21 protein-coding genes are annotated in these 19118 nt (G+C 61.1%); 17 read left to right on the top strand and 4 right to left on the bottom strand.

The genetic code is table 11. The annotated features are described in order from the left end of the window. The first annotated feature begins 42 nt into the window (after positions 1-42). The 17 genes from secY to THALAR_RS12460 all read left to right on the top strand — a co-directional run bounded on the left by secY (position 43) and on the right by THALAR_RS12460 (position 16028). Complete coding sequence (secY, locus tag THALAR_RS12540) at positions 43-1410, top strand: preprotein translocase subunit SecY (protein ID WP_021101944.1); 1368 nt, start codon at positions 43-45, stop codon at positions 1408-1410. Beyond that, positions 1407-2051, top strand: coding sequence for an adenylate kinase (locus THALAR_RS12535; protein ID WP_021101943.1), 645 nt, complete (start codon positions 1407-1409; stop codon positions 2049-2051). Before secY ends, THALAR_RS12535 begins: the two co-directional genes overlap by 4 nt. A 209-nt stretch (positions 2052-2260) precedes the next feature. After that, positions 2261-2629, top strand: coding sequence for a 30S ribosomal protein S13 (gene rpsM / locus THALAR_RS12530; protein ID WP_021101942.1), 369 nt, complete (start codon positions 2261-2263; stop codon positions 2627-2629). 15 nt (positions 2630-2644) lie between these two features. Next, the gene (gene rpsK / locus THALAR_RS12525; protein WP_021101941.1) at positions 2645-3034 is read left to right on the top strand and encodes a 30S ribosomal protein S11; all 390 of its coding nucleotides are present in this window, start codon (positions 2645-2647) and stop codon (positions 3032-3034) included. Positions 3035-3153: 119 nt separating this feature from the next. Then, positions 3154-4170 carry a DNA-directed RNA polymerase subunit alpha gene (locus THALAR_RS12520; protein ID WP_021101940.1) on the top strand — a complete coding sequence of 339 codons (1017 nt, stop codon included), beginning with the start codon at positions 3154-3156 and terminating at the stop codon, positions 4168-4170. Between the two features lie 198 nt (positions 4171-4368). Then, positions 4369-4782, top strand: coding sequence for a 50S ribosomal protein L17 (gene rplQ / locus THALAR_RS12515; protein WP_021101939.1), 414 nt, complete (start codon positions 4369-4371; stop codon positions 4780-4782). 158 nt (positions 4783-4940) lie between these two features. Next, on the top strand, positions 4941-5495 hold the full coding sequence (locus tag THALAR_RS12510; protein WP_021101938.1) for a hypothetical protein: 555 nt from the start codon (positions 4941-4943) through the stop codon (positions 5493-5495). 62 nt (positions 5496-5557) lie between these two features. After that, the gene (locus THALAR_RS12505; protein WP_021101937.1) at positions 5558-6940 is read left to right on the top strand and encodes a trypsin-like peptidase domain-containing protein; all 1383 of its coding nucleotides are present in this window, start codon (positions 5558-5560) and stop codon (positions 6938-6940) included. Then, positions 6940-8238, top strand: a complete 1299-nt coding sequence (locus THALAR_RS12500; protein WP_021101936.1) for a replication-associated recombination protein A — start codon at positions 6940-6942, stop codon at positions 8236-8238. Before THALAR_RS12505 ends, THALAR_RS12500 begins: the two co-directional genes overlap by 1 nt. 37 nt (positions 8239-8275) lie before the next feature. Next, positions 8276-8653 carry a fluoride efflux transporter CrcB gene (gene crcB, locus THALAR_RS12495; protein WP_021101935.1) on the top strand — a complete coding sequence of 126 codons (378 nt, stop codon included), beginning with the start codon at positions 8276-8278 and terminating at the stop codon, positions 8651-8653. Then, on the top strand, positions 8650-9708 hold the full coding sequence (locus tag THALAR_RS12490) for an RluA family pseudouridine synthase (RefSeq protein ID WP_021101934.1): 1059 nt from the start codon (positions 8650-8652) through the stop codon (positions 9706-9708). Before crcB ends, THALAR_RS12490 begins: the two co-directional genes overlap by 4 nt. Continuing rightward, on the top strand, positions 9696-10379 hold the full coding sequence (locus THALAR_RS12485; protein WP_021101933.1) for an HAD-IA family hydrolase: 684 nt from the start codon (positions 9696-9698) through the stop codon (positions 10377-10379). The genes THALAR_RS12490 and THALAR_RS12485 overlap by 13 nt, the downstream gene beginning before the upstream one ends. Further along, positions 10376-11098, top strand: a complete 723-nt coding sequence (locus THALAR_RS12480) for an ATP12 family chaperone protein (protein ID WP_021101932.1) — start codon at positions 10376-10378, stop codon at positions 11096-11098. The genes THALAR_RS12485 and THALAR_RS12480 overlap by 4 nt, the downstream gene beginning before the upstream one ends. 227 nt (positions 11099-11325) lie before the next feature. After that, on the top strand, positions 11326-12342 hold the full coding sequence (locus THALAR_RS12475) for an amino acid ABC transporter substrate-binding protein (protein WP_021101931.1): 1017 nt from the start codon (positions 11326-11328) through the stop codon (positions 12340-12342). A 138-nt stretch (positions 12343-12480) separates the two neighbouring features. Further along, entirely contained in the window at positions 12481-13698 is a 1218-nt protein-coding gene (locus THALAR_RS12470) for an amino acid ABC transporter permease (protein WP_040818678.1), read from the top strand. A gap of 1 nt (position 13699) precedes the next feature. Further along, on the top strand, positions 13700-15247 hold the full coding sequence (locus THALAR_RS18875; RefSeq protein WP_021101929.1) for an amino acid ABC transporter permease: 1548 nt from the start codon (positions 13700-13702) through the stop codon (positions 15245-15247). 13 nt (positions 15248-15260) lie between these two features. Further along, the gene (locus tag THALAR_RS12460; protein ID WP_021101928.1) at positions 15261-16028 is read left to right on the top strand and encodes an amino acid ABC transporter ATP-binding protein; all 768 of its coding nucleotides are present in this window, start codon (positions 15261-15263) and stop codon (positions 16026-16028) included. Between the two features lie 80 nt (positions 16029-16108). Here the strand turns inward: THALAR_RS12460 and THALAR_RS12455 are convergent, their stop codons facing one another. From THALAR_RS12455 to argB, 4 genes are all read right to left on the bottom strand, one after another. Next, positions 16109-16621 (bottom strand): SixA phosphatase family protein, encoded by a 513-nt coding sequence (locus THALAR_RS12455; protein ID WP_021101927.1) that lies wholly within the window; start codon positions 16619-16621, stop codon positions 16109-16111. After that, positions 16618-17280, bottom strand: coding sequence for a hypothetical protein (locus tag THALAR_RS12450; protein ID WP_021101926.1), 663 nt, complete (start codon positions 17278-17280; stop codon positions 16618-16620). The genes THALAR_RS12455 and THALAR_RS12450 overlap by 4 nt, the downstream gene beginning before the upstream one ends. Then, positions 17277-18071 carry a sterol desaturase family protein gene (locus tag THALAR_RS12445; protein WP_021101925.1) on the bottom strand — a complete coding sequence of 265 codons (795 nt, stop codon included), beginning with the start codon at positions 18069-18071 and terminating at the stop codon, positions 17277-17279. The genes THALAR_RS12450 and THALAR_RS12445 overlap by 4 nt, the downstream gene beginning before the upstream one ends. A 165-nt stretch (positions 18072-18236) precedes the next feature. Beyond that, entirely contained in the window at positions 18237-19106 is an 870-nt protein-coding gene (gene argB, locus THALAR_RS12440) for an acetylglutamate kinase (protein ID WP_021101924.1), read from the bottom strand. Positions 19107-19118 lie beyond the last annotated feature (12 nt).

Genomic DNA, 19118 nt, shown 5'->3' with positions numbered 1-19118 from the left:
CGTGCGCGGCGCTGTGCATATCTAGACAGGATACCCAAGCACATGGCATCAGCCGCCGAGCAAATGGCCCAAAACATGAGCTGGTCCGCCTTCGGGAAGGCCACCGAGTTACGCCAACGCATCCTCTTCACCATCGGTCTGCTGATCGTCTACCGTCTGGGCACCTACATCCCCGTGCCGGGCATCGACGCGGACGCCTTGCGCCAGTTCGTCGAGCAGGCCCAGCAGGGCATCGGTGGCGTGTTGAACATGTTTACCGGCGGCGCGATTGGCCGCATGGGCCTGTTTGCGCTTGGGATCATGCCCTACATTTCCGCCTCGATCATCGTGCAGCTGATGACCGCCCTGGTCCCCCGGCTGGAGCAGTTGAAGAAAGAGGGCGAGCAGGGCCGCAAGAAGATCAACCAATACACCCGCTACGGCACGGTGTTTCTGGCGACCTTGCAGGCCTACGGGCTTGCCGCCGGTCTGGAAGGGTCTAACCTGGCCCATGACCCCGGCTGGTATTTCCGCATCTCCGCCGTAATCACCCTTGTTGGCGGCACCATGTTCCTGATGTGGCTGGGCGAGCAAATCACCCAACGCGGCATCGGCAACGGCATCTCGTTGATCATTTTCGTGGGCATCATCGCCGAAATCCCCGCCGCGCTGGCGCAGTTCTTTGCGCAAGGCCGCGAAGGCTCCATCAGCCCCGTGGTCATCGTGGGTGTGCTGCTGGTGGTCGTGGCGACCATCATGTTCGTGGTGTTCATGGAACGCGCCTTGCGCAAGATCCATATCCAATACCCGCGCCGTCAGGTTGGCATGAAAGTGTATGACGGCGGCTCGTCGCATTTGCCGGTCAAAGTGAACCCGGCGGGCGTCATCCCCGCGATCTTCGCCTCGTCGCTGCTGCTGCTGCCGACGACGGTGTCGACCTTCTCGGGCGCGCAAACCAGCGAGTTGATGGCGACCATCCTGAACTATTTCGGCCCGGGCCGTCCGCTTTATCTGGCGTTCTTCACCGGCATGATTGTGTTCTTCACCTATTTCTACACCTTCAACGTGGCCTTCAAGCCCGAGGAAGTGGCGGACAACCTGAAGTCGCAAAACGGCTTCATCCCCGGCATCCGCCCGGGCGAGCGCACCGCCGAGTATCTGGAATATGTCGTGAACCGCGTGCTGGTTCTGGGGGCCGCCTATCTGGCCGCCGTCTGCCTGCTGCCGGAAATCCTGCGAAGCCAGCTTGCGATCCCGTTCTACTTCGGGGGCACCTCGGTGCTGATCGTCGTGTCGGTGACCATGGACACCATCCAGCAGGTCCAGTCGCACATGCTGGCGCACCAGTATGAAGGCCTGATCGAGAAGTCCCAACTGCGCGGCAAGAAGCGTGGCGGGAAAACCAAATCGCGGGGGCCGTCGCGCCGATGAACATCATTCTGCTTGGCCCGCCCGGCGCGGGGAAGGGCACACAAGCCCGCAAACTGGTCGCGGAGCGCGGCATGGTGCAACTGTCCACCGGCGACATGCTGCGCGAGGCGAAAAGCTCCGGCACTGCGATGGGCAACAAGGTTGCCGCGATCATGGATGCGGGACAGTTGGTCACCGACGAGATCGTCATCGGGCTAATCGAAGAGAAGCTGGAAGGCGACCACGCGGGCGGGTTTATCTTTGACGGGTTCCCGCGCACGCTGCCTCAGGCGGATGCGTTAGGCGATCTGCTTGCGAAACATGGCACCACGCTGGACGCGGTGGTGGAGATGCAGGTGGATGACGATGCGCTGGTCGCACGGATCACCGCGCGGTCCACATGCGGGGATTGCGGCGAGGTCTATAACGACCTGACCAAACCGATCCCCGACGATGGCAAATGCTCCAATTGTGGCGGCACCGACTTCCAGCGTCGCGCGGACGACAACGAGGAAAGCCTGCGCACCCGGCTGATGGAATACTACAAGAAGACATCGCCGCTGATCGGATATTACTACGCCAAGGGCGACCTGCACACGGTCGACGGGCTGGGCGAAATCGACGCGGTGGCGAAGGCCATTGCGGGGGTTTTGGACCGCTAGACGCTACGGCGGGGCGGGGGGCTCTTGACCATATGGCAAAAACCTCCTAAGCCGCACCATCCCTCAAGGGAATCGCACCACGGCCTAGCTAGCTGACACGGTGTTGACCATATCCAAGCCAAGCCCGCAGGTTGTAAAAAACCTTCGGGCTTACGTTGTGAAAAAAGGTTCCGGAGCTACGGAACCGCGACCGAAGAAGGAATTGCCACTTGGCACGTATTTCCGGCGTTAACCTGCCAGACGCAAAGCGCGTCCCCATCGCACTGACCTACATCACCGGCATCGGCCACACCTCCGCGAAAGCGATTTGTGAAGCCGTCGGTATCGACGCATCGCGCCGCATGAACGATCTCTCGGACGCCGAGATTTTGAAAATCCGCGAGCATATCGACGAAAACTATGACGTCGAAGGCGACCTGCGTCGTGAGACCACCATGAACATCAAACGTTTGATGGATCTGGGTTGCTACCGTGGCCTGCGCCACCGTCGTAACCTCCCTGTTCGCGGTCAACGGACCCACACGAACGCACGCACCCGCAAAGGCCCCGCAAAGGCCATTGCCGGCAAGAAGAAGTAAGGGGAGGCTTGATCCATGGCACGTGAAAAACGCACCGTTAAGAAGAAGGTCCGCAAGAACATCGCCGCAGGCGTTGCGCATGTGAACTCTTCGTTCAACAACACCAAGATCCTGATCTCTGACGTTCAGGGCAACGCTATCTCCTGGTCCTCCGCTGGGACCTGTGGCTTCAAGGGCTCGCGCAAATCGACGCCTTACGCCGCACAGATGGCTGCCGAAGACGCAGGCCGCAAGGCTCAGGAACACGGCGTGAAGACGCTGGAAGTCGAAGTTCAGGGCCCAGGCTCTGGCCGTGAGTCCGCGCTGCGTGCGCTGGCTGCTGCGGGCTTCCAGATCTCGTCCATCCGCGACGTGACGCCAATGGCCCATAACGGCTGCCGCCCACCAAAGCGCCGCCGCGTTTAAGATACGATTTTATCGCGCGGTCCCCGTCCTTGTTCTGGGCGGGGTCCGTGTTTGTCATTTCAACCTCGAGTGGCCCCGGATTTGGACATGATCCGCGGTCGAGCATGGAGGCGACACACATGATCCATAAAAATTGGCAAGAGCTGATCAAGCCCACCCAACTGGACGTAAAGCCCGGCAACGACCCTGCGCGCAAAGCAACCGTGATTGCCGAGCCGCTGGAGCGTGGTTTTGGCCTGACCATGGGCAACGCCCTGCGTCGCGTTCTGATGAGCTCGCTTCAAGGTGCCGCGATCACCTCGGTCCAGATCGACAACGTGCTGCACGAGTTTTCCTCGATCGCGGGCGTGCGTGAAGATGTGACGGATGTGATCCTGAACCTCAAAGGCGTGGCCATCCGCATGGAAGTCGAAGGGCCAAAGCGCCTGTCGGTTTCCGCGAAAGGCCCGGCAGTCGTGACCGCTGGCGATATCTCGGATAGCGCTGGCATCGAAATCCTGAACCGCGACCATGTGATCTGCCACCTTGATGACGGCGCAGAGCTGTTCATGGAGCTGACGGTGAACACCGGCAAGGGCTACGTCTCGGCAGAGAAGAACAAGCCGGAGGATGCACCCATCGGCCTGATCCCGATCGACGCCATCTTCTCGCCCGTCAAGAAAGTGTCTTACGACGTGCAGCCGACCCGCGAAGGTCAGGTGCTCGACTATGACAAGCTGACGATGAAGATCGAAACCGACGGCTCCCTGACGCCTGACGACGCCGTGGCCTATGCCGCGCGCATCATGCAGGATCAGCTGGGCATCTTCGTGAACTTCGACGAGCCGGAATCGGCCCGCGCGCAGGACGACGAGGACGAGCTGGAGTTCAACCCGCTTCTGCTGAAGAAGGTGGACGAGCTGGAACTGTCCGTACGTTCGGCCAACTGCCTGAAGAACGACAATATCGTGTATATTGGCGATCTGATCCAGAAGACCGAAGCAGAAATGCTGCGTACGCCGAACTTCGGCCGCAAGTCGCTGAACGAGATCAAGGAAGTGCTGTCCGGCATGGGCCTGCACCTCGGGATGGACATCGTGGACTGGCCGCCAGAGAACATCGAAGATCTGGCCAAGAAATTCGAAGACGCGTTCTGAGAAACACCGTGAGGCGGGGTCGCCCCCGCCTTGCAGCTCCGCCCGGCGTGCCCGACAAAAGTCCGACACAATGCCGACGCGAAGCAGACCACGAAAATACCGGTGTTTTGACCGGGAAAACACGGGCAATCCCGCCCCAACAGAGGCAGCGACACGCATCGCTGACCCGTACAAAGTATAGATAGAAGGAACGACCAAATGCGTCACGCAAGAGGCTACCGCCGCCTGAACCGCACCCACGAGCACCGCAAAGCGCTGTTCGTCAACATGTGCGGCTCGCTCATCGAACATGAGCAAATCAAGACAACCCTGCCGAAAGCCAAAGAGCTTCGCCCCATCATTGAAAAGATGATCACGCTGGCGAAACGCGGCGATCTGCATGCCCGCCGCCTAGCTGGCTCGAAGCTGCGTCAGGACAAAGACCTGGCCAAGCTGTTCGACGTGCTGGGCCCCCGCTACAAAGACCGCCAGGGCGGCTATGTGCGCATCATGAAAGTCGGCTTCCGCTACGGCGACATGGCGCCCATGGCAATCATCGAGTTCGTCGACCGCGACGTATCCGCCAAGGGTGCCGCCGACAAGGCCCGCCTTGAGGCCGAAGACGCCGAATAGGGCGCTTCTGACGAGAGATTTGGAAGGCCCCGCCTGTGACCGGCGGGGCTTTTCACGTTTTGGTCATAGGCTCGACACGGGCCGCGGGGCCGCTTAGTTTTCCGGCAAACAAAAAAGACGTATGAGGCAGAAAAATTCTTAGACGATCGTTTCTTCTTATGTCCGGCGCAAGCCTGGCTCTGGCCGCCTGCGGGACGCCCTATCCTGACGGCCCGCCACAAGCCAGCAAGGCCGAGGTGGACGCTTTGGCAGCGAAAATCCGTGGGCTGGGTGCGCATGTGGACCCTGACGAGGCAGCGCGCGCGGCGCGGATTGCCTACGACTACCCTTTGCAACTGGCGAAGGAATACCGGATTACCGACCGCCCGCTGGCCCATAACCGCAAGGTGAACCGGGGGGAGCGCCCGCGCGGGCTATGCTGGCACTGGGCGGAGGACATGCAGGCGCGGTTGGCGCAAGAGCAGTTCAAGACGCTGGACCTGCACCGCGCGATTGCCAACGGGCTGAACCCGATCCTGATTTCGCACAGCACCGTGCTGATCTCGGCCAAGGGCGACGACATGTATGACGCGATCGTGCTGGACCCGTGGCGCGACAGCGGGCGGCTGTTCTGGAGCAAGACCCGCGAGGACAAGCGCTACAACTGGTATCCGCGTCTTGAGATACTGGCGGAGCGGCGCAGGCGGCGGCTGGCTTACGAAGGCGACCTGTAAGCGCATTGAATTCCGGCGGTCGCGGCGGCATATCAGAGGGACGCACCACAGAGGGAAACCCGATGCGACTGATTTTACCCGTTCTCGCCGTCCTTGCCTTTGCCCTGCCTGCGTCCGCCGAAGTGAAGGTGCCGCAGAGCCAGACCGAGATCAGCCTGAGCTTTGCGCCGCTGGTCAAGGAGGCAGCCCCCGCGGTGGTCAACATCTTCGCCAACCGCGTGGTGCAGCAGTCGGAAAGCCCGTTCGCGGGCAACCCGATGTTCGAGGATTTGTTTCGTGGGTTTGGCCTGTCGCGGCCACGGGTTCAGAACTCGCTGGGGTCGGGTGTGATCGTGTCCGAGGACGGGATCGTGGTGTCGAACTACCATGTGGTCGGCATGGCGACGGAAATCCGCGTGGTTTTGACCGACCGGCGCGAGTTCGAGGCGGATATTCTGCTGGCGGACCGGGACAGCGATCTGGCGATCTTGAAGATCAACGCGGACACGCCGCTGCCGCATCTGGACTTCCGCGACAGCGACCAGGTCGAGGTGGGCGAATTGGCGCTGGCCATCGGCAACCCGTTCGGGATCGGGCAGACCGTGACGTCCGGCATCGTCTCGGGGCTGGCGCGGTCCGGCACGGCGACAGGCAACGCGCGCGGGTACTACTTGCAGACGGATGCGGCGATCAATCCGGGGAACTCTGGCGGCGCGCTCATTGACGTGAGCGGGCGTCTGATCGGGATCAACACGTCGATCCTGACACGCTCCGGCGGGTCGAACGGGGTGGGCTTCGCCATCCCCGCCAATCTGGTTGCGCGCTATGTCGAGCAGGCGCGGGCGGGCAATGACAGCTTTACCCAAGCCTGGGCCGGTATTTTCGGGCAGGCCGTGGACTACTCGCTGGCCGAAGGGTTCGGGCTGAGCGTGCCGGAGGGCGTGGTGATTTCGTCGATGCATCCGGCCAGCCCGTTTGCCGAGGCTGGGTTGGCCTTGGGTGACATCGTGTTGTCGGTGGACGGGCAGCCGGTGAACTCGCCGCCGGAGATGCTGTTTCGCATGTCGGTGCGGCCGGTTGGCGACACGATCACGGTGGAGTATTTATCGGATGGCGAGGTCAGGAAGGCGGAGGTCGCTTTGATCGAAGCGCCTGACACGCCGCCGCGTGACGCGCGGGTGGTGCAGGGCGGCACGTTGGTGGGTCTGGCCGTGGCCAATATCAATCCGGCGGTGCAGTCGGAGTTGAACCTGCCCACGGCGCTGTCCGAGGGTGTGGTGGTGACGGATGTGTCCGGCCCGCTGGCTCGTGTGGGATTGCGTGCGGGCGACGTTCTGCTGGAAATCAACGGCGAGGCGATCATGTCGACGGCCGATGTGGAGGATGTGTCGGACATGCGCTCGCGCAACTGGCGGATTGACGGCTTGCGCGGCGGGCAGCGGTTTTCCTACAGGTTCCGTATCTGATGCCGGACCTGTTCGATACGGGCGCGAAAGAGCCGTCGAAGATGCAGCCTTTGGCGGATCGTTTGCGGCCCAAAACGCTGGGCGAGGTTATCGGACAGGAACAGGTGCTAGGGCCGGACAGCCCGCTTGGGGTGATGCTGGCATCGGGCGCTTTGTCGTCGCTGATTTTCTGGGGGCCGCCGGGGGTGGGCAAGACCACCATCGCGCGGCTGCTGGCGGATGAAACCGATCTGCATTTCGTGCAGATCAGCGCGATTTTCACCGGTGTGCCGGACCTGAAGAAGATATTCGATGCCGCGCGGATGCGCCGCGACAACGGGCAGGGGACGCTGCTGTTCGTCGACGAGATACACCGTTTCAACAAGGCGCAGCAGGACGGGTTTTTGCCCTATATGGAGGACGGCACGATCCTTCTGGTTGGGGCCACGACCGAGAACCCCTCGTTCGAGTTGAATGCCGCTGTGCTGTCACGGGCGCAGGTGTTGGTGCTGACGCGTCTGTCGCTGGTTGATCTGGAACGGCTGGCGCAGCGGGCGGAGAAGGACTTGGGCCGCAATTTACCATTGGACCCCGACGCGCGGGCGGCGCTGCTGGAAATGGCGGATGGCGACGGACGGGCGCTTTTGAACCTGATCGAGCAGGTGAGCGCGTGGAAGATCGACGGCAAACTGGACACCGAAAGTCTGGGCAAGCGGCTGATGCGCCGTGCGGCGCAATACGACAAGTCGGGGGACAGCCATTACAACCTGATCTCGGCCTTGCATAAATCGGTGCGTGGATCGGACCCTGACGCGGCCTTGTACTGGTTCGCGCGGATGCTGACGGGGGGCGAAGACCCGCGCTATCTGGCGCGGCGGATCACGCGGATGGCGGTGGAGGATATCGGCTTGGCGGACACCCATGCGCATCGCGTTTGTCTGGATGCTTGGGAGACGTATGAGCGGCTGGGTTCGCCCGAAGGGGAGCTGGCGCTGGCGCAGGCGGTGACCTATCTGGCGCTCGCGCCGAAGTCCAACGCTGGGTATGCGGCGTATAAGAACGCTATGGCAGCCGCGAAGAAAACCGGCTCGGAGCCGCCGCCGAAGCATATCCTGAACGCGCCGACAAAGCTGATGAAGGATCAGGGTTACGGCGACGGCTACGCCTATGACCACGACGCGGAGGACGGTTTTTCGGGGCAGAACTATTTCCCCGAGACGATGAAGCGCGGGGTGTATTACAACCCCGTGGAGCGCGGGTTCGAGCGGGAGTTGAAGCGGCGCTTGGACTATTTCACCAAGCTGCGGGCAAAACGCTGAACTTGACTCTGGGCCGCGCAGGGCAGAGAGAACGCGCATGTTTTATACCACTCTACAGGTCGCCCTTGGCGGGGCCATCGGGGCCGCTTTGCGGTTCCTCGCGGGCATTGGCATGTTCAAGCTGACGGGTCCGGGGTTTCCGCTGGGCGTGCTGTCGGTGAACATCGTCGGCAGCTTTGCCATGGGTCTGTTTGTGGTGTTCGCAGCCAAGACATCGAACACGCATCTGAGCCCCTTCGTGATGACGGGCATTTTGGGCGGGTTCACCACGTTTTCCGCCTTTTCCCTAGAGGCATACACCCTATTTGAGCGTGGCCAGACGGGGGCAGCCGGGCTATACGTGCTGGCTTCCGTAATCCTGTCCATCGCCGGACTGATCGCAGGCGTGATGATCGCCAGAGGACTATTCGCATGAGCAAGGTTCAGACCCTTAGAGTTGGCCCCGACGAGGCAGAGCAGCGGCTGGACCGCTGGTTCCGCAAGCAATTCCCGCATGTGCCACAGGGGCGCATCGAGAAGATGTGCCGCAAGGGCGAAATCCGCGTCGATGGCGGTCGGGTGAAATCGAGCACCCGTGTGGGGCCGGGCCAAGAGGTGCGCATTCCGCCGCTGCCGAGCGAGGAGGATATGGAAGCGCAAACGCGCATGCCGCATGTCTCCAAGGCCGACGCGGAGATGATCCGCGGCTGTGTGATCTACAAAGACGACCACATCATCGCGCTGAATAAGCCTGCCGGTCTGGCGGTGCAGGGCGGCTCGAAAACCGCGCGACATGTGGACGGCATGGCGGCGGCGCTGAGCTTTGACCGCCATGACACGCCGAAGCTGGTGCACCGTTTGGACAAGGATACCTCTGGCGTTCTGGTTCTGGCGCGGACCCCTGCGATGGCGACGGCGCTGACAGCGGCGTTCCGGCACCACGGCACGCGCAAGATTTACTGGGCGATGGTTGCGGGCGTTCCCTATCCGAAGATCGGAACGATCAAATACGGGCTGGTGAAGGCTCCGGGCCATGGCAAAGGCGGCGAGGGCGAGAAGATGCATTGCGTCCACCCGCGCGAAGTAGCGAATACGCCCGGCGCGAAACGGGCGCAGACGGATTACGCGACGCTGTGCTTTCTGGGGCAGCGGGCGGCCTGGATGGCCTTGGTGCCAATTACCGGCCGCACCCACCAGTTGCGCGCGCATATGGCCGAGATGGGGCATCCGATTGTGGGCGACGGCAAATATGGCGGCTCGGGGCAGGAGAATATGGGCGACGGCTGGGGCTCTCAGCTGGGCGACGAGATCAGCAAGAAGCTGCACCTGCACGCGCGGTCCTTAGAGTTCGAACATCCGGTGACGGGCAAGATGATCCGCATCGAAGCGGATTTGCCGGATCATATGCAGCGGTCGTGGGATTTCCTCGGCTGGTCCGAGAATGACGTGCCAAATGATCCTTTCGACGCGGATGAGCAATGGCAGAGCTGAAGCTGGTTGTCTTCGATGTCGACGGGACGTTGGTGGATAGTCAGGACGACATCGTCTCAGCCATGACCACCACGTTCGAGGCGATTGGCGAAGCTGTGCCGTCGCGGGCGGATATTCTGGGCATTGTCGGGCTGTCGCTGCACGCGGCGTTCGAGAAGCTGACGCCCGCGCTCTATCCCACCCATGGCGACGCGCTGGTGGAGGGGTACAAGACGTCGTTCATGACCTCGCGCAAGCTGCGAGACAGCACGGAAACGAGCCCGCTTTACCCCGGTGCTTTGGAGGCGATCGAGCGGCTGTATGCGCAGGATAACGTGCTGCTGGGGATCGCTACAGGCAAGTCTCGTCGGGGCTTGGACCACCTGCTGCATGCCCATGACCTGCGCCGCTTTTTCGTGACGACGCAGGTGGCGGATGACCACCCGTCAAAGCCGCACCCGTCGATGCTGGAGCGCTGCATGTATGACGCGGGCGTCGAGGCGGCAGACGCGGTGATGATCGGCGACACAAGCTATGACATGGATATGGCGGCGAATGCGTCGATGGCCTCGGTCGGGGTCAGTTGGGGGTATCACACGCCCGAGAAACTTCGCGCACGTGCGACTGTATTGATTGACACCTACGCGGATCTGGACGCCGCGTTGAACGGAATTTGGAGTAAGACGCCATGAGCGAATGGGCTGCGAAACGCTTTTGGGAAAACGTGACTGCCGATGAGGTCGAGGGCGGTTTTGCGGTGCATTTGGATGGGCGTCCGGTGCGCACTCCGCTCAAAGCGCCTGTGGTCGTGCCGACGCGGGCGATGGCAGAGGCCATGAAGGCGGAATGGGACGCACAAGGTGAGAAGATTGACCCGCTGTCGATGCCGGTGACCCGCGCGGTCAACGCGGCGCTTGATAAGGTGGCGACGCAGCATGCGGAGGTGGTCGACATGCTGGCGGCCTATGGGGACAGCGATCTGTTATGTTATCGCGCCGACAGCCCAGAGGGGCTGGTGCGCAAGCAGGCGGAGGGCTGGGACCCGATGGTCGACTGGTCGGCCACTGCGCTGGGCGCGCCGTTACAGCTGCGCACCGGCGTGATGCACAAGCCACAAGCGCCCGAGACGCTGACGACGCTTCGCCGTCATGTGGCTGGTTTCGACGCGTTCGAGCTTACGGCTTTTCACGACCTTGTGGCGATCACGGGATCGTTAATTCTGGGTCTGGCGGTCACCCGCGGGGAGCTTGATGCCGATAAGGCATGGACACTGAGCCGAATCGATGAGGACTGGCAAATGGCCCAATGGGGGGCCGATGAAGACGCCGAAGCGCAGGCGGCCCTTAAAAAGCGTGACTTATTAAGGGCAGAGGTATTTTATCATTTAGGCGCGCAAGATAGGGCCGATTAGGCCCTTTTAGCGTGCATTGTTGCGATTTTGGCTTCACCCACGCGGTCGTGCGTCTAATTTCAGTGCCTTACCAAGGGTAAATCCCCCGTATTGTCTTGACGTTTAACCGTCGATTTGGCCTTATTCAGCCCTATCGACGGGGAGAACCTTCCCCACGTATCGCTCTCGGCCTTCACTCGGCCAAATAAACCGCCCGAAAACGGGTGGACCATCAGGAAGAGGTAAACATGAAAAAATCCGTTTTTCTTGGCGCCCTGACCGTTGCCGGCATTGTTGCTGGCGGCGCATCGGCAGCCACGCTTGACGAAGTTAAAGCACGCGGCAAACTGAACTGTGGCGTGACCACAGGCGTGCCCGGCTTCGCTGAGCCAGACGCGCAAGGCGTATGGCAAGGTTTCGACGTGGCTGTGTGCCGCGCTGTGGCTGCCGCCGTGCTGGGCGACGGCAATGCTGTCGAATTCGTTCCAACCACCGGCAAGACGCGCTTCACCGCGCTGGCCTCCGGCGAAATTGATCTGCTGGCACGTAACACCACTTGGACGCTTTCGCGCGATGTCGACCTGAAGTTCGAATTTATCGGGGTCAACTACTATGACGGCCAGGGCTTCATGGTTCCAAAAGAGCTGGGCGTTGCATCCGCAAAAGATCTCGATGGCGCTACTGTCTGCATCCAGACCGGCACCACGACCGAGCTGAACCTTGCGGACTTCTTCCGCGCGAACGGCATTACCTACGAGCCGGTTCCGATCGAGACCGGCGCAGAAGCGGTCCAGCAGTTCATTGCTGGCGCATGTGACGTCTACACCACTGACGCGTCGGCACTTGCGGCACAACGCGCCAACTTTGAAGACCCGTCAGCCTATGTTCTGCTGCCAGAGATCATCTCCAAGGAGCCACTGGCGCCGCTGGTGCGTCACGGTGACAACGAATGGGCCGATATTGCCCGCTGGACGCTGAACTCGCTGATCGCAGCTGAAGAGCTGGGTGTGACTTCGGTCAATCTGGAAGAGCTGTCCGCCGGCACCGAGAACCCGGAAATCAACCGGTTGCTGGGCACTGAAGGTGATCTAGGCGCGATGCTTGGTCTTGATAAAGACTGGGCCAAGCGTGCGATCGGTGTTGCAGGCAACTATGGCGAGATCTTCGAGAAGAACATCGGCGCCTCCACTCCGATCGGTCTGGCCCGTGGCCTGAACGCACAGTGGACCGATGGTGGTCTGATCTACGCACCGCCGTTCCGGTAAACTCTAAGAGAGGAGGGCGCGGATTTTCCGCGCCCTTTTCATCTGTCCGACAACGACCATCCAAAAAAGAGCTGGTAGCGCCGCACGCGCAAATGACGTGCATAAAAATAGCGCCAGCCAAGACAGGGAACGTCCCAGATGACGACACTAGCCGACCCGCACACGGAGTCGTTCCGGCCCTCTATGCTGTTGAACGATACGCGCTACCGCTCGCTCACCTTCCAGTTCATCGCGCTTGTGGCAATTATCGCCGCCATGGCCTTTATCGGCGGCAACCTCGTGCGCAACCTGACGGAAGCCGGGCTGAATATTTCTTACGACTTCCTCGGTGCGCAAGCCGGATATGATATCAACCAGCGCCCCATTAGCTATGACAGCCAAGACACACATGGCCGTGCCGCGATGGTGGGCTTGCTGAACACGCTGATCGTCGCGTTTCTGGCTTGTGTCACCGCGACCATTATCGGTGTTCTCGCAGGGGTGCTGCGCCTGTCGCCCAACTGGCTGGTGCGCAAGATCATGTCTTTCTACGTGGAGATTTTCCGCAACGTGCCGGTGCTGATCTGGATCCTGATCATCTTCTCGATCATGATCAACGCCGCCCCCGCGCCGCGGGATTTCAGGGGCGACGACCCGTCGGCCTCCATGTGGTTGTTCGATACCATCGCGGTCACCAACCGCGGCGTTTACTTGCCAAAGCCCGTTTGGGGCAGCGGGTCGCTGCTGGTCGTGGGTGTCTTCATCGCCTCGATCATTGGCATATTCATGTATCGCCGCTACGCGCGGAAACAGCTCTACGATCACGGCAGACTGGTGCCGACATTCTGGCCTTCGGTCGCGTTGTTTTTCGTGCCCGTCATCCTGGCGCAACTGGTCATGGGCTCGCCCATCTCGCTTGAGTATCCGGAGCTGAAAGGCTTCAACTTCCGGGGCGGTGTTACGATACTGGGCTCGCTGATAGCCTTGTGGTTCGCACTCGCGATCTACACCGGTGCTTTTATTGCGGAGAACGTCCGGGCAGGTATCCTTGCGGTGTCCGCTGGGCAGACCGAGGCTGCGGCGGCGCTGGGCCTTCGGCCCGGGCGGATCATGAACCTTGTGGTGTTGCCGCAAGCGCTTCGGGTCATCATCCCGCCGCTGATCTCGCAATATCTCAACATTACCAAGAACTCGTCGCTGGCAATCGCCGTGGGTTATATGGACCTGACCGGTACGCTGGGTGGCATCACCTTGCTGCAAACCGGCCGGGCCATCGAGTCGGTGCTGCTGCTGATGCTGTTCTACCTCATCATCTCGCTGTCGATCTCGTTCATCATGAACATCTACAACAACACGATGAAATTGCAGGAGCGCTGATATGTCTGACACACACGCGCAATCAGTCGCTTTCGTCCGCGAAACCGAAATCCCGCCATCGCCGCCCCCTGTCGCGCAGGCCGGTGCTGTCAAATGGGTGCGGGAGAACCTGTTCTCGGGGGTTTTCAACACCGTCCTGACGCTGATCGCGCTCTATGTCGTGGCCAGGTTGGCTATCGCGGTGTTCCCGTGGTTCTACAATGGCGTGTGGGAGGCGGAGTCGATCCGCGACTGCCGCGACCAGTTGGACGGCGCAACGGGTGCCTGCTTCGCAGTTCTGGTTGACCGTTGGGATCACCTGCTGTTCGGCTTCAAGTATCCGCAAGATGGCTACTGGCGCATTCTGTTGGCTTTCGTGCTACTGATGGCCGCTGCCGCGCCGGCGTTGTTCCAGAAATTGCCGCGCAAGATGCTGCTGTTCACGGCGCTTTACCCGTTTCTGGCCTATTGGCTGATTTGGGGCGGGTCGCTTTGGATGCCGGTCACACTGCTGGCGTTGGTCATTGCGACCGGACTGGTTTTCCAGCTTGTAGCGCGGCAGATATCCGTCGACATGCGCAAAATCGTGTCCGGCGTCATCGGGGTAATCTGCGGCGTGGGTCTGACCTACCTGCTGTTCATCGGCGCACAGGAGCTTGTATTCATCGCGGGGAGCGTCGGGACCGAGGGGATCGTAAGTTCCGTTGCTTATGGTCTCTTCTGGCTGATGGCGATCTTCACCTTCGCTTTGTGCGTTCCCATGGGCATTTTCGTCGGCTACGCGATCTTCAACAGCTACGAGGATGGCGGGCTAGTCTCCGTCGTGACTGCCCTGTTGTTTATCTATGTTGCGCTGACATACCTGCTGGGGCCGATATGGATGGCGTTGAACGGTGTTTTCCCGATTGAGCTACAGGAGGTCGCATCGCGCGACATGGGGGGTTTCATGCTTAACATGATCCTCGGCACGGTTTGCGTGTCCCTGTCGATCCCGCTGGGTATTCTGCTGGCCTTGGGGCGCCAGTCCTCCATGCCGCTGATCAAGGGCGTTTGCGTGGTGTTCATCGAATTCATCCGTGGCGTGCCGCTAATCACTTTGCTGTTCGTGGCGAACGTGATGCTGGCCTACTTCCTGCCACCGGAATCCAATTTCGATCTGATCCTGCGGGTGATCATCATGATCACCATGTTCTCGGCGGCGTATATCGCCGAGGTGATCCGGGGCGGTCTGGCTGCGTTGCCGAAAGGGCAGTACGAGGCGGCGGACAGCCTAGGGCTGGATTACACGCAGGCCACGCGTCTCATCATTTTGCCACAGGCACTGAAGATTTCCATTCCGGGGATCGTGAACGTGGCGGTGGGGCTGTTCAAGGATACCACGCTGGTGTCGATCATTTCGATGTTCGATCTAGTGGGCATGATCCGCGGACCCATCCAGAACTCTACCGAGTGGATCAGCGTCTACTGGGAGGTCTACGGCTTCGGCGCGTTGCTCTTCTTTGTCGTGTGCTACTCGATTTCGCAATATTCCCAGTGGCTTGAGCGCCAGCTTAACACCAGCCACCGCTAAGGAGACCTGAATAATGACCCAAGCATCCCAAATGACGGTCTCGGACGAAGTCGCGATCGAGATCACCAACATGAACAAGTGGTACGGCACCTTCCACGTGCTGCGCGACATTGACCTGACCGTGCAACGTGGCGAGCGGATCGTGATTTGCGGGCCATCCGGCTCGGGCAAATCCACGCTGATCCGGTGTATCAACGCCTTGGAGGAGCACCAGCAGGGCAGGATCGTGGTGGACGGAACGGTGCTGTCATCGGACCTGAAAAACATCGACAAGATCCGGTCCGAAGTGGGCATGTGCTTCCAGCACTTCAACCTGTTCCCCCACCTGACCATTCTGGAGAACTGCACGCTGGCCCCGATCTGGGTGCGCAAGACGCCAAAACGCGAAGCCGAGGAAACGGCGATGCACTTCCTTGAGAAGGTGAAGATTCCGGAGCAGGCCGACAAGTATCCCGGCCAGCTTTCGGGTGGTCAGCAGCAACGTGTGGCGATTGCGCGATCACTGTGCATGCGACCGCGCATTATGCTGTTTGACGAGCCGACATCGGCGCTGGACCCCGAGATGATCAAAGAGGTGCTCGACACCATGATCGAGCTGGCGGAAGAGGGCATGACCATGCTCTGCGTGACCCACGAGATGGGCTTTGCCCGTCAGGTCGCCAACCGCGTGATCTTCATGGATGCGGGGCAGATTGTGGAGCAGAACGAGCCGGAGGAGTTCTTCAACAACCCGAAGAGCGAGCGCACCAAGTTGTTCCTGAGCCAGATCCTTGGCCACTAGGAGGCAGAGTTTCGACGAAACTCTGTCCGCAAATTTTCGATGAAAATTTGGCCCCGGCTAAGGTCGGGGCCTTTTTCGTTTCAGGCGGTATTGAGTTCTTTCAACTCGCGCGGGACGATGAACTGGATCACGCGGGCCATGCCGTATTGCAGCTCTGACCAGTCGTCGACCGGGACTTCGGCAATCAGGGTGGCGGTCGTGGGGTAGACGCCGAACCGCTCATGCGTCGGCCGCACGTCGACGATCAGGGCAGCGAGCGCTGCGATACCGGGATTGTGGCCGACGATCATCAGGTCGCCCTTGGGGGCCTTCTGGATGCGCGCCAACACGGTGTCGGGCGAGGCATGGTACAGCCCTTCATCCAAGGTCAGGCTCGGCGCTCCGCCCATTGCCTTGACCATGATTTCTGCGGTCTCACGTGCGCGCGCTGCGTCGGAGGTAATGACTTGCGCCGGCACATGGCGGCGGCCTTCGATCCATTTTCCCATCCGTTGCGCTGCTGACTGGCCCCGCTCGTTCAGGGGGCGGTCGTGGTCGTCCAGTGTCAGGTCGTCCCAGCTGGATTTGGCGTGGCGGGTGAGGATGAGTTTCAAGCCGGTGCTCCCTTATGAAACATCGACATATGATACGCCGATTGCTCCCTCACCCTGCCATAGCTTTGTGACACCGGGCAAGCGCGGCGGACGTTGCAGCCGTTGGTGAGATGTTCGCGACCCGCGTCGGTGTCGAGAAAGGCGTGGCATTCGGGGACGTCATACCCTGCCTCGGTCAACGCACCCGCAGGGCATGCAGTGCGGCAGGGCTGGGCTGCACAGGTGTCGCAGGGCTTGGGAGAGGGGGGCGGGAGCGAGAGGCGCTCGGGCAGCGCCAACGCACCGCGATAGGACACCATGAGACCTGCCCGCGCGTGTACCAGCAGGGATACCGGACTTTGCCACGCCTGGCCCGAGGCCAGCGCCCAGCGGAAGAACGGCTGATAGGGTGGCCCGCCGAACGGAAAGAGCGGGGTCGCGTTGGTTTTCTGCCCAAGGCTGGTGATGACACGGGTCGACCAACGATCCATCGGATCGGGTGCTTCGTCCTGCCACTCGGAACTGGCGGTGAAAGCGTCCCAGAAACCGGGCTCGTGCGGGCCGAGAAGGATGAGGGTGCCGCTCCCTTCGGGGGCAAGGTCTTCGGGGGTTGGGTGAAACGCGCCCAGCACAGCAAGGTGACTGGCCTCGCACAGGGTTTTGATGTCGTCCAGCGTCACTTGTTGCGGAACGGAAGTGACAGCGACCAGCCCAGTCTGGACGGGCGTTCATCTTGCCAGCGCAGCCCTATTTTCATGCCGTCATGCCCCTCGGACGGTTGCGAGATATAGGTGCGGAATATGCGGTCCCAGATCGACAGCGAGAAGCCGTAATTGCTGTCATGCTCGGCGCGGTGAACCGAGTGATGGACACGGTGCATGTCTGGGGTCACCAACACCTTTCGCAGGATCGCATCGAGCCGGAGCGGCAGTTTGATGTTGGCGTGGTTGAACATCGCGGTGCCGTTCAGGATGATCTCGAACAGGATCACGGCCACACCGGCCGGACCCATCAGGTAGACGAGGCCTATTTTCAGCAGCATCGATAGCGCGATTTCGATGGGATGAAAGCGGATGGCGGTGGTGACGTCGATATCGACATCCGCGTGATGGACCTGATGCAGCCGCCACAGCAGCGGCACCTTGTGGGTAATCAGGTGCTGCGCCCAGATGGCGAAGTCGAGGATCAGGATGGCCAGTGTGATCTCCAACCAGACGGGCCAGTCGACAGTGTTGAAAAAGCCCCAGCCCTTGCCCGCGGCGTCATAGGCGGCACCGACGGCGAGCAGGGGCATGAAGATGGCCAAGGCACGCAAGGTGACGGTGTCGAGAATGACGATGGCCCAGTTCGTCGTCCACCGCGACTTGCGCGGCTGGCTGCGAACCCGGCGCGGCGCGAGGGTTTCCATCGCGGCGAACAAGATGAACAGTCCGATAAAGACCGCGAGGCGGATGAAGGCTTCATGTTCCATAAAGCTCAACCTACGGCGCTAGGGCTTGCAGGCAAGGGTAGCGTGGGCACAACTGCGTGATTTTCGCTAGACCGTGGTGGCCTCGACATTGGAAGTTCAAACGTAAAACGCTTAGTCGCCTGCTAGTCAGCGACCAATTCCACGCACCCCCACCATAATTAACGCTTAGCTGTCCTGCCGGATCATGGAGCCCGCGCCATGGGGTGTGAACAGTTCCAGCAGGCAGGCGTTGGGGGCGCGGCCGTCGAGGATAACCGCCGCCCGCACACCGCCGTCAAGGGCGGCCAAGGCAGTTTCGGTTTTCGGGATCATGCCACCGGCGATGATGCCGTCTTGCGTCAGCTTGCGGATGTAGGAGGCGGTCAGTTCGGTCACAACCTCGCCCGATGCGTCCTTGACGCCTGCCACATCGGTCAGCAGCAAGAGGCGGTCGGCTTTCAAGGCGGCCGCGATAGCGCCTGCCGCGGTGTCGCCGTTGATGTTGAAGGTCTCACCCTCGTCGCCAAAGCCGATGGGCGCAATGACTGGGATGATCTCGGCCTCGAAAAGCTGGCGCAGGACATCGGGTTTCACCTCGACAGGTTCACCCACGAAGCCGAGTTCGGGCTTCGATGCCTCGCAGCGGATCATGGCGGCGTCCTTGCCGGACAGGCCGATGCCACGCCCGCCTTGACGGTTGATGGCTTGGACGATGCGCTTGTTAACCGAGCCGGATAAGACCATTTCGACCACCTCGACCGTCGCGGCATCCGTGACGCGCTTGCCGTTGACGAATTCCGACTGAACGCCCAGCCGCGCCAGCATGCCGTTGATCATCGGGCCACCGCCATGGACGATCACCGGGTTCACTCCGACTTGCTGCATCAGCACGACGTCGCGGGCAAACAGGTCCATCGCCTCATCGCTGCCCATAGCGTGGCCGCCAAGCTTGATGACCACGACCGCGCCATCATAGCGTTGCAGGTAGGGCAGGGCCGCCGACAGAGTCTTCGCGGTTTCGATCCAATTGCTGTTCATGGCGGTCTGCTTTTTCATTTTTTGGGCCGG

Origin of the sequence: Litoreibacter arenae DSM 19593, assembly GCF_000442275.2 — a bacterium.
Classification (GTDB): Bacteria; Pseudomonadota; Alphaproteobacteria; order Rhodobacterales; family Rhodobacteraceae; genus Litoreibacter; species Litoreibacter arenae.
This window is presented reverse-complemented; position numbering and strand designations above follow the sequence as displayed.

What these genes read in the sequence shown, in the direction of transcription:
- secY (WP_021101944.1), top strand. Translation starts at nt 43, where the DNA reads ATGGCATCAGCCGCCGAGCAAATGGCCCAAAACATGAGCTGGTCCGCC.
- THALAR_RS12535 (WP_021101943.1), top strand. Translation starts at nt 1,407, where the DNA reads ATGAACATCATTCTGCTTGGCCCGCCCGGCGCGGGGAAGGGCACACAA.
- rpsK (WP_021101941.1), top strand. Translation starts at nt 2,645, where the DNA reads ATGGCACGTGAAAAACGCACCGTTAAGAAGAAGGTCCGCAAGAACATC.
- THALAR_RS12520 (WP_021101940.1), top strand. Translation starts at nt 3,154, where the DNA reads ATGATCCATAAAAATTGGCAAGAGCTGATCAAGCCCACCCAACTGGAC.
- rplQ (WP_021101939.1), top strand. Translation starts at nt 4,369, where the DNA reads ATGCGTCACGCAAGAGGCTACCGCCGCCTGAACCGCACCCACGAGCAC.
- THALAR_RS12510 (WP_021101938.1), top strand. Translation starts at nt 4,941, where the DNA reads ATGTCCGGCGCAAGCCTGGCTCTGGCCGCCTGCGGGACGCCCTATCCT.
- THALAR_RS12505 (WP_021101937.1), top strand. Translation starts at nt 5,558, where the DNA reads ATGCGACTGATTTTACCCGTTCTCGCCGTCCTTGCCTTTGCCCTGCCT.
- THALAR_RS12500 (WP_021101936.1), top strand. Translation starts at nt 6,940, where the DNA reads ATGCCGGACCTGTTCGATACGGGCGCGAAAGAGCCGTCGAAGATGCAG.
- crcB (WP_021101935.1), top strand. Translation starts at nt 8,276, where the DNA reads ATGTTTTATACCACTCTACAGGTCGCCCTTGGCGGGGCCATCGGGGCC.
- THALAR_RS12490 (WP_021101934.1), top strand. Translation starts at nt 8,650, where the DNA reads ATGAGCAAGGTTCAGACCCTTAGAGTTGGCCCCGACGAGGCAGAGCAG.
- THALAR_RS12485 (WP_021101933.1), top strand. Translation starts at nt 9,696, where the DNA reads ATGGCAGAGCTGAAGCTGGTTGTCTTCGATGTCGACGGGACGTTGGTG.
- THALAR_RS12480 (WP_021101932.1), top strand. Translation starts at nt 10,376, where the DNA reads ATGAGCGAATGGGCTGCGAAACGCTTTTGGGAAAACGTGACTGCCGAT.
- THALAR_RS12475 (WP_021101931.1), top strand. Translation starts at nt 11,326, where the DNA reads ATGAAAAAATCCGTTTTTCTTGGCGCCCTGACCGTTGCCGGCATTGTT.
- THALAR_RS12470 (WP_040818678.1), top strand. Translation starts at nt 12,481, where the DNA reads ATGACGACACTAGCCGACCCGCACACGGAGTCGTTCCGGCCCTCTATG.
- THALAR_RS18875 (WP_021101929.1), top strand. Translation starts at nt 13,700, where the DNA reads ATGTCTGACACACACGCGCAATCAGTCGCTTTCGTCCGCGAAACCGAA.
- THALAR_RS12460 (WP_021101928.1), top strand. Translation starts at nt 15,261, where the DNA reads ATGACCCAAGCATCCCAAATGACGGTCTCGGACGAAGTCGCGATCGAG.
- THALAR_RS12445 (WP_021101925.1), bottom strand. Translation starts at nt 18,071, where the DNA reads ATGGAACATGAAGCCTTCATCCGCCTCGCGGTCTTTATCGGACTGTTC.
- argB (WP_021101924.1), bottom strand. Translation starts at nt 19,106, where the DNA reads ATGAAAAAGCAGACCGCCATGAACAGCAATTGGATCGAAACCGCGAAG.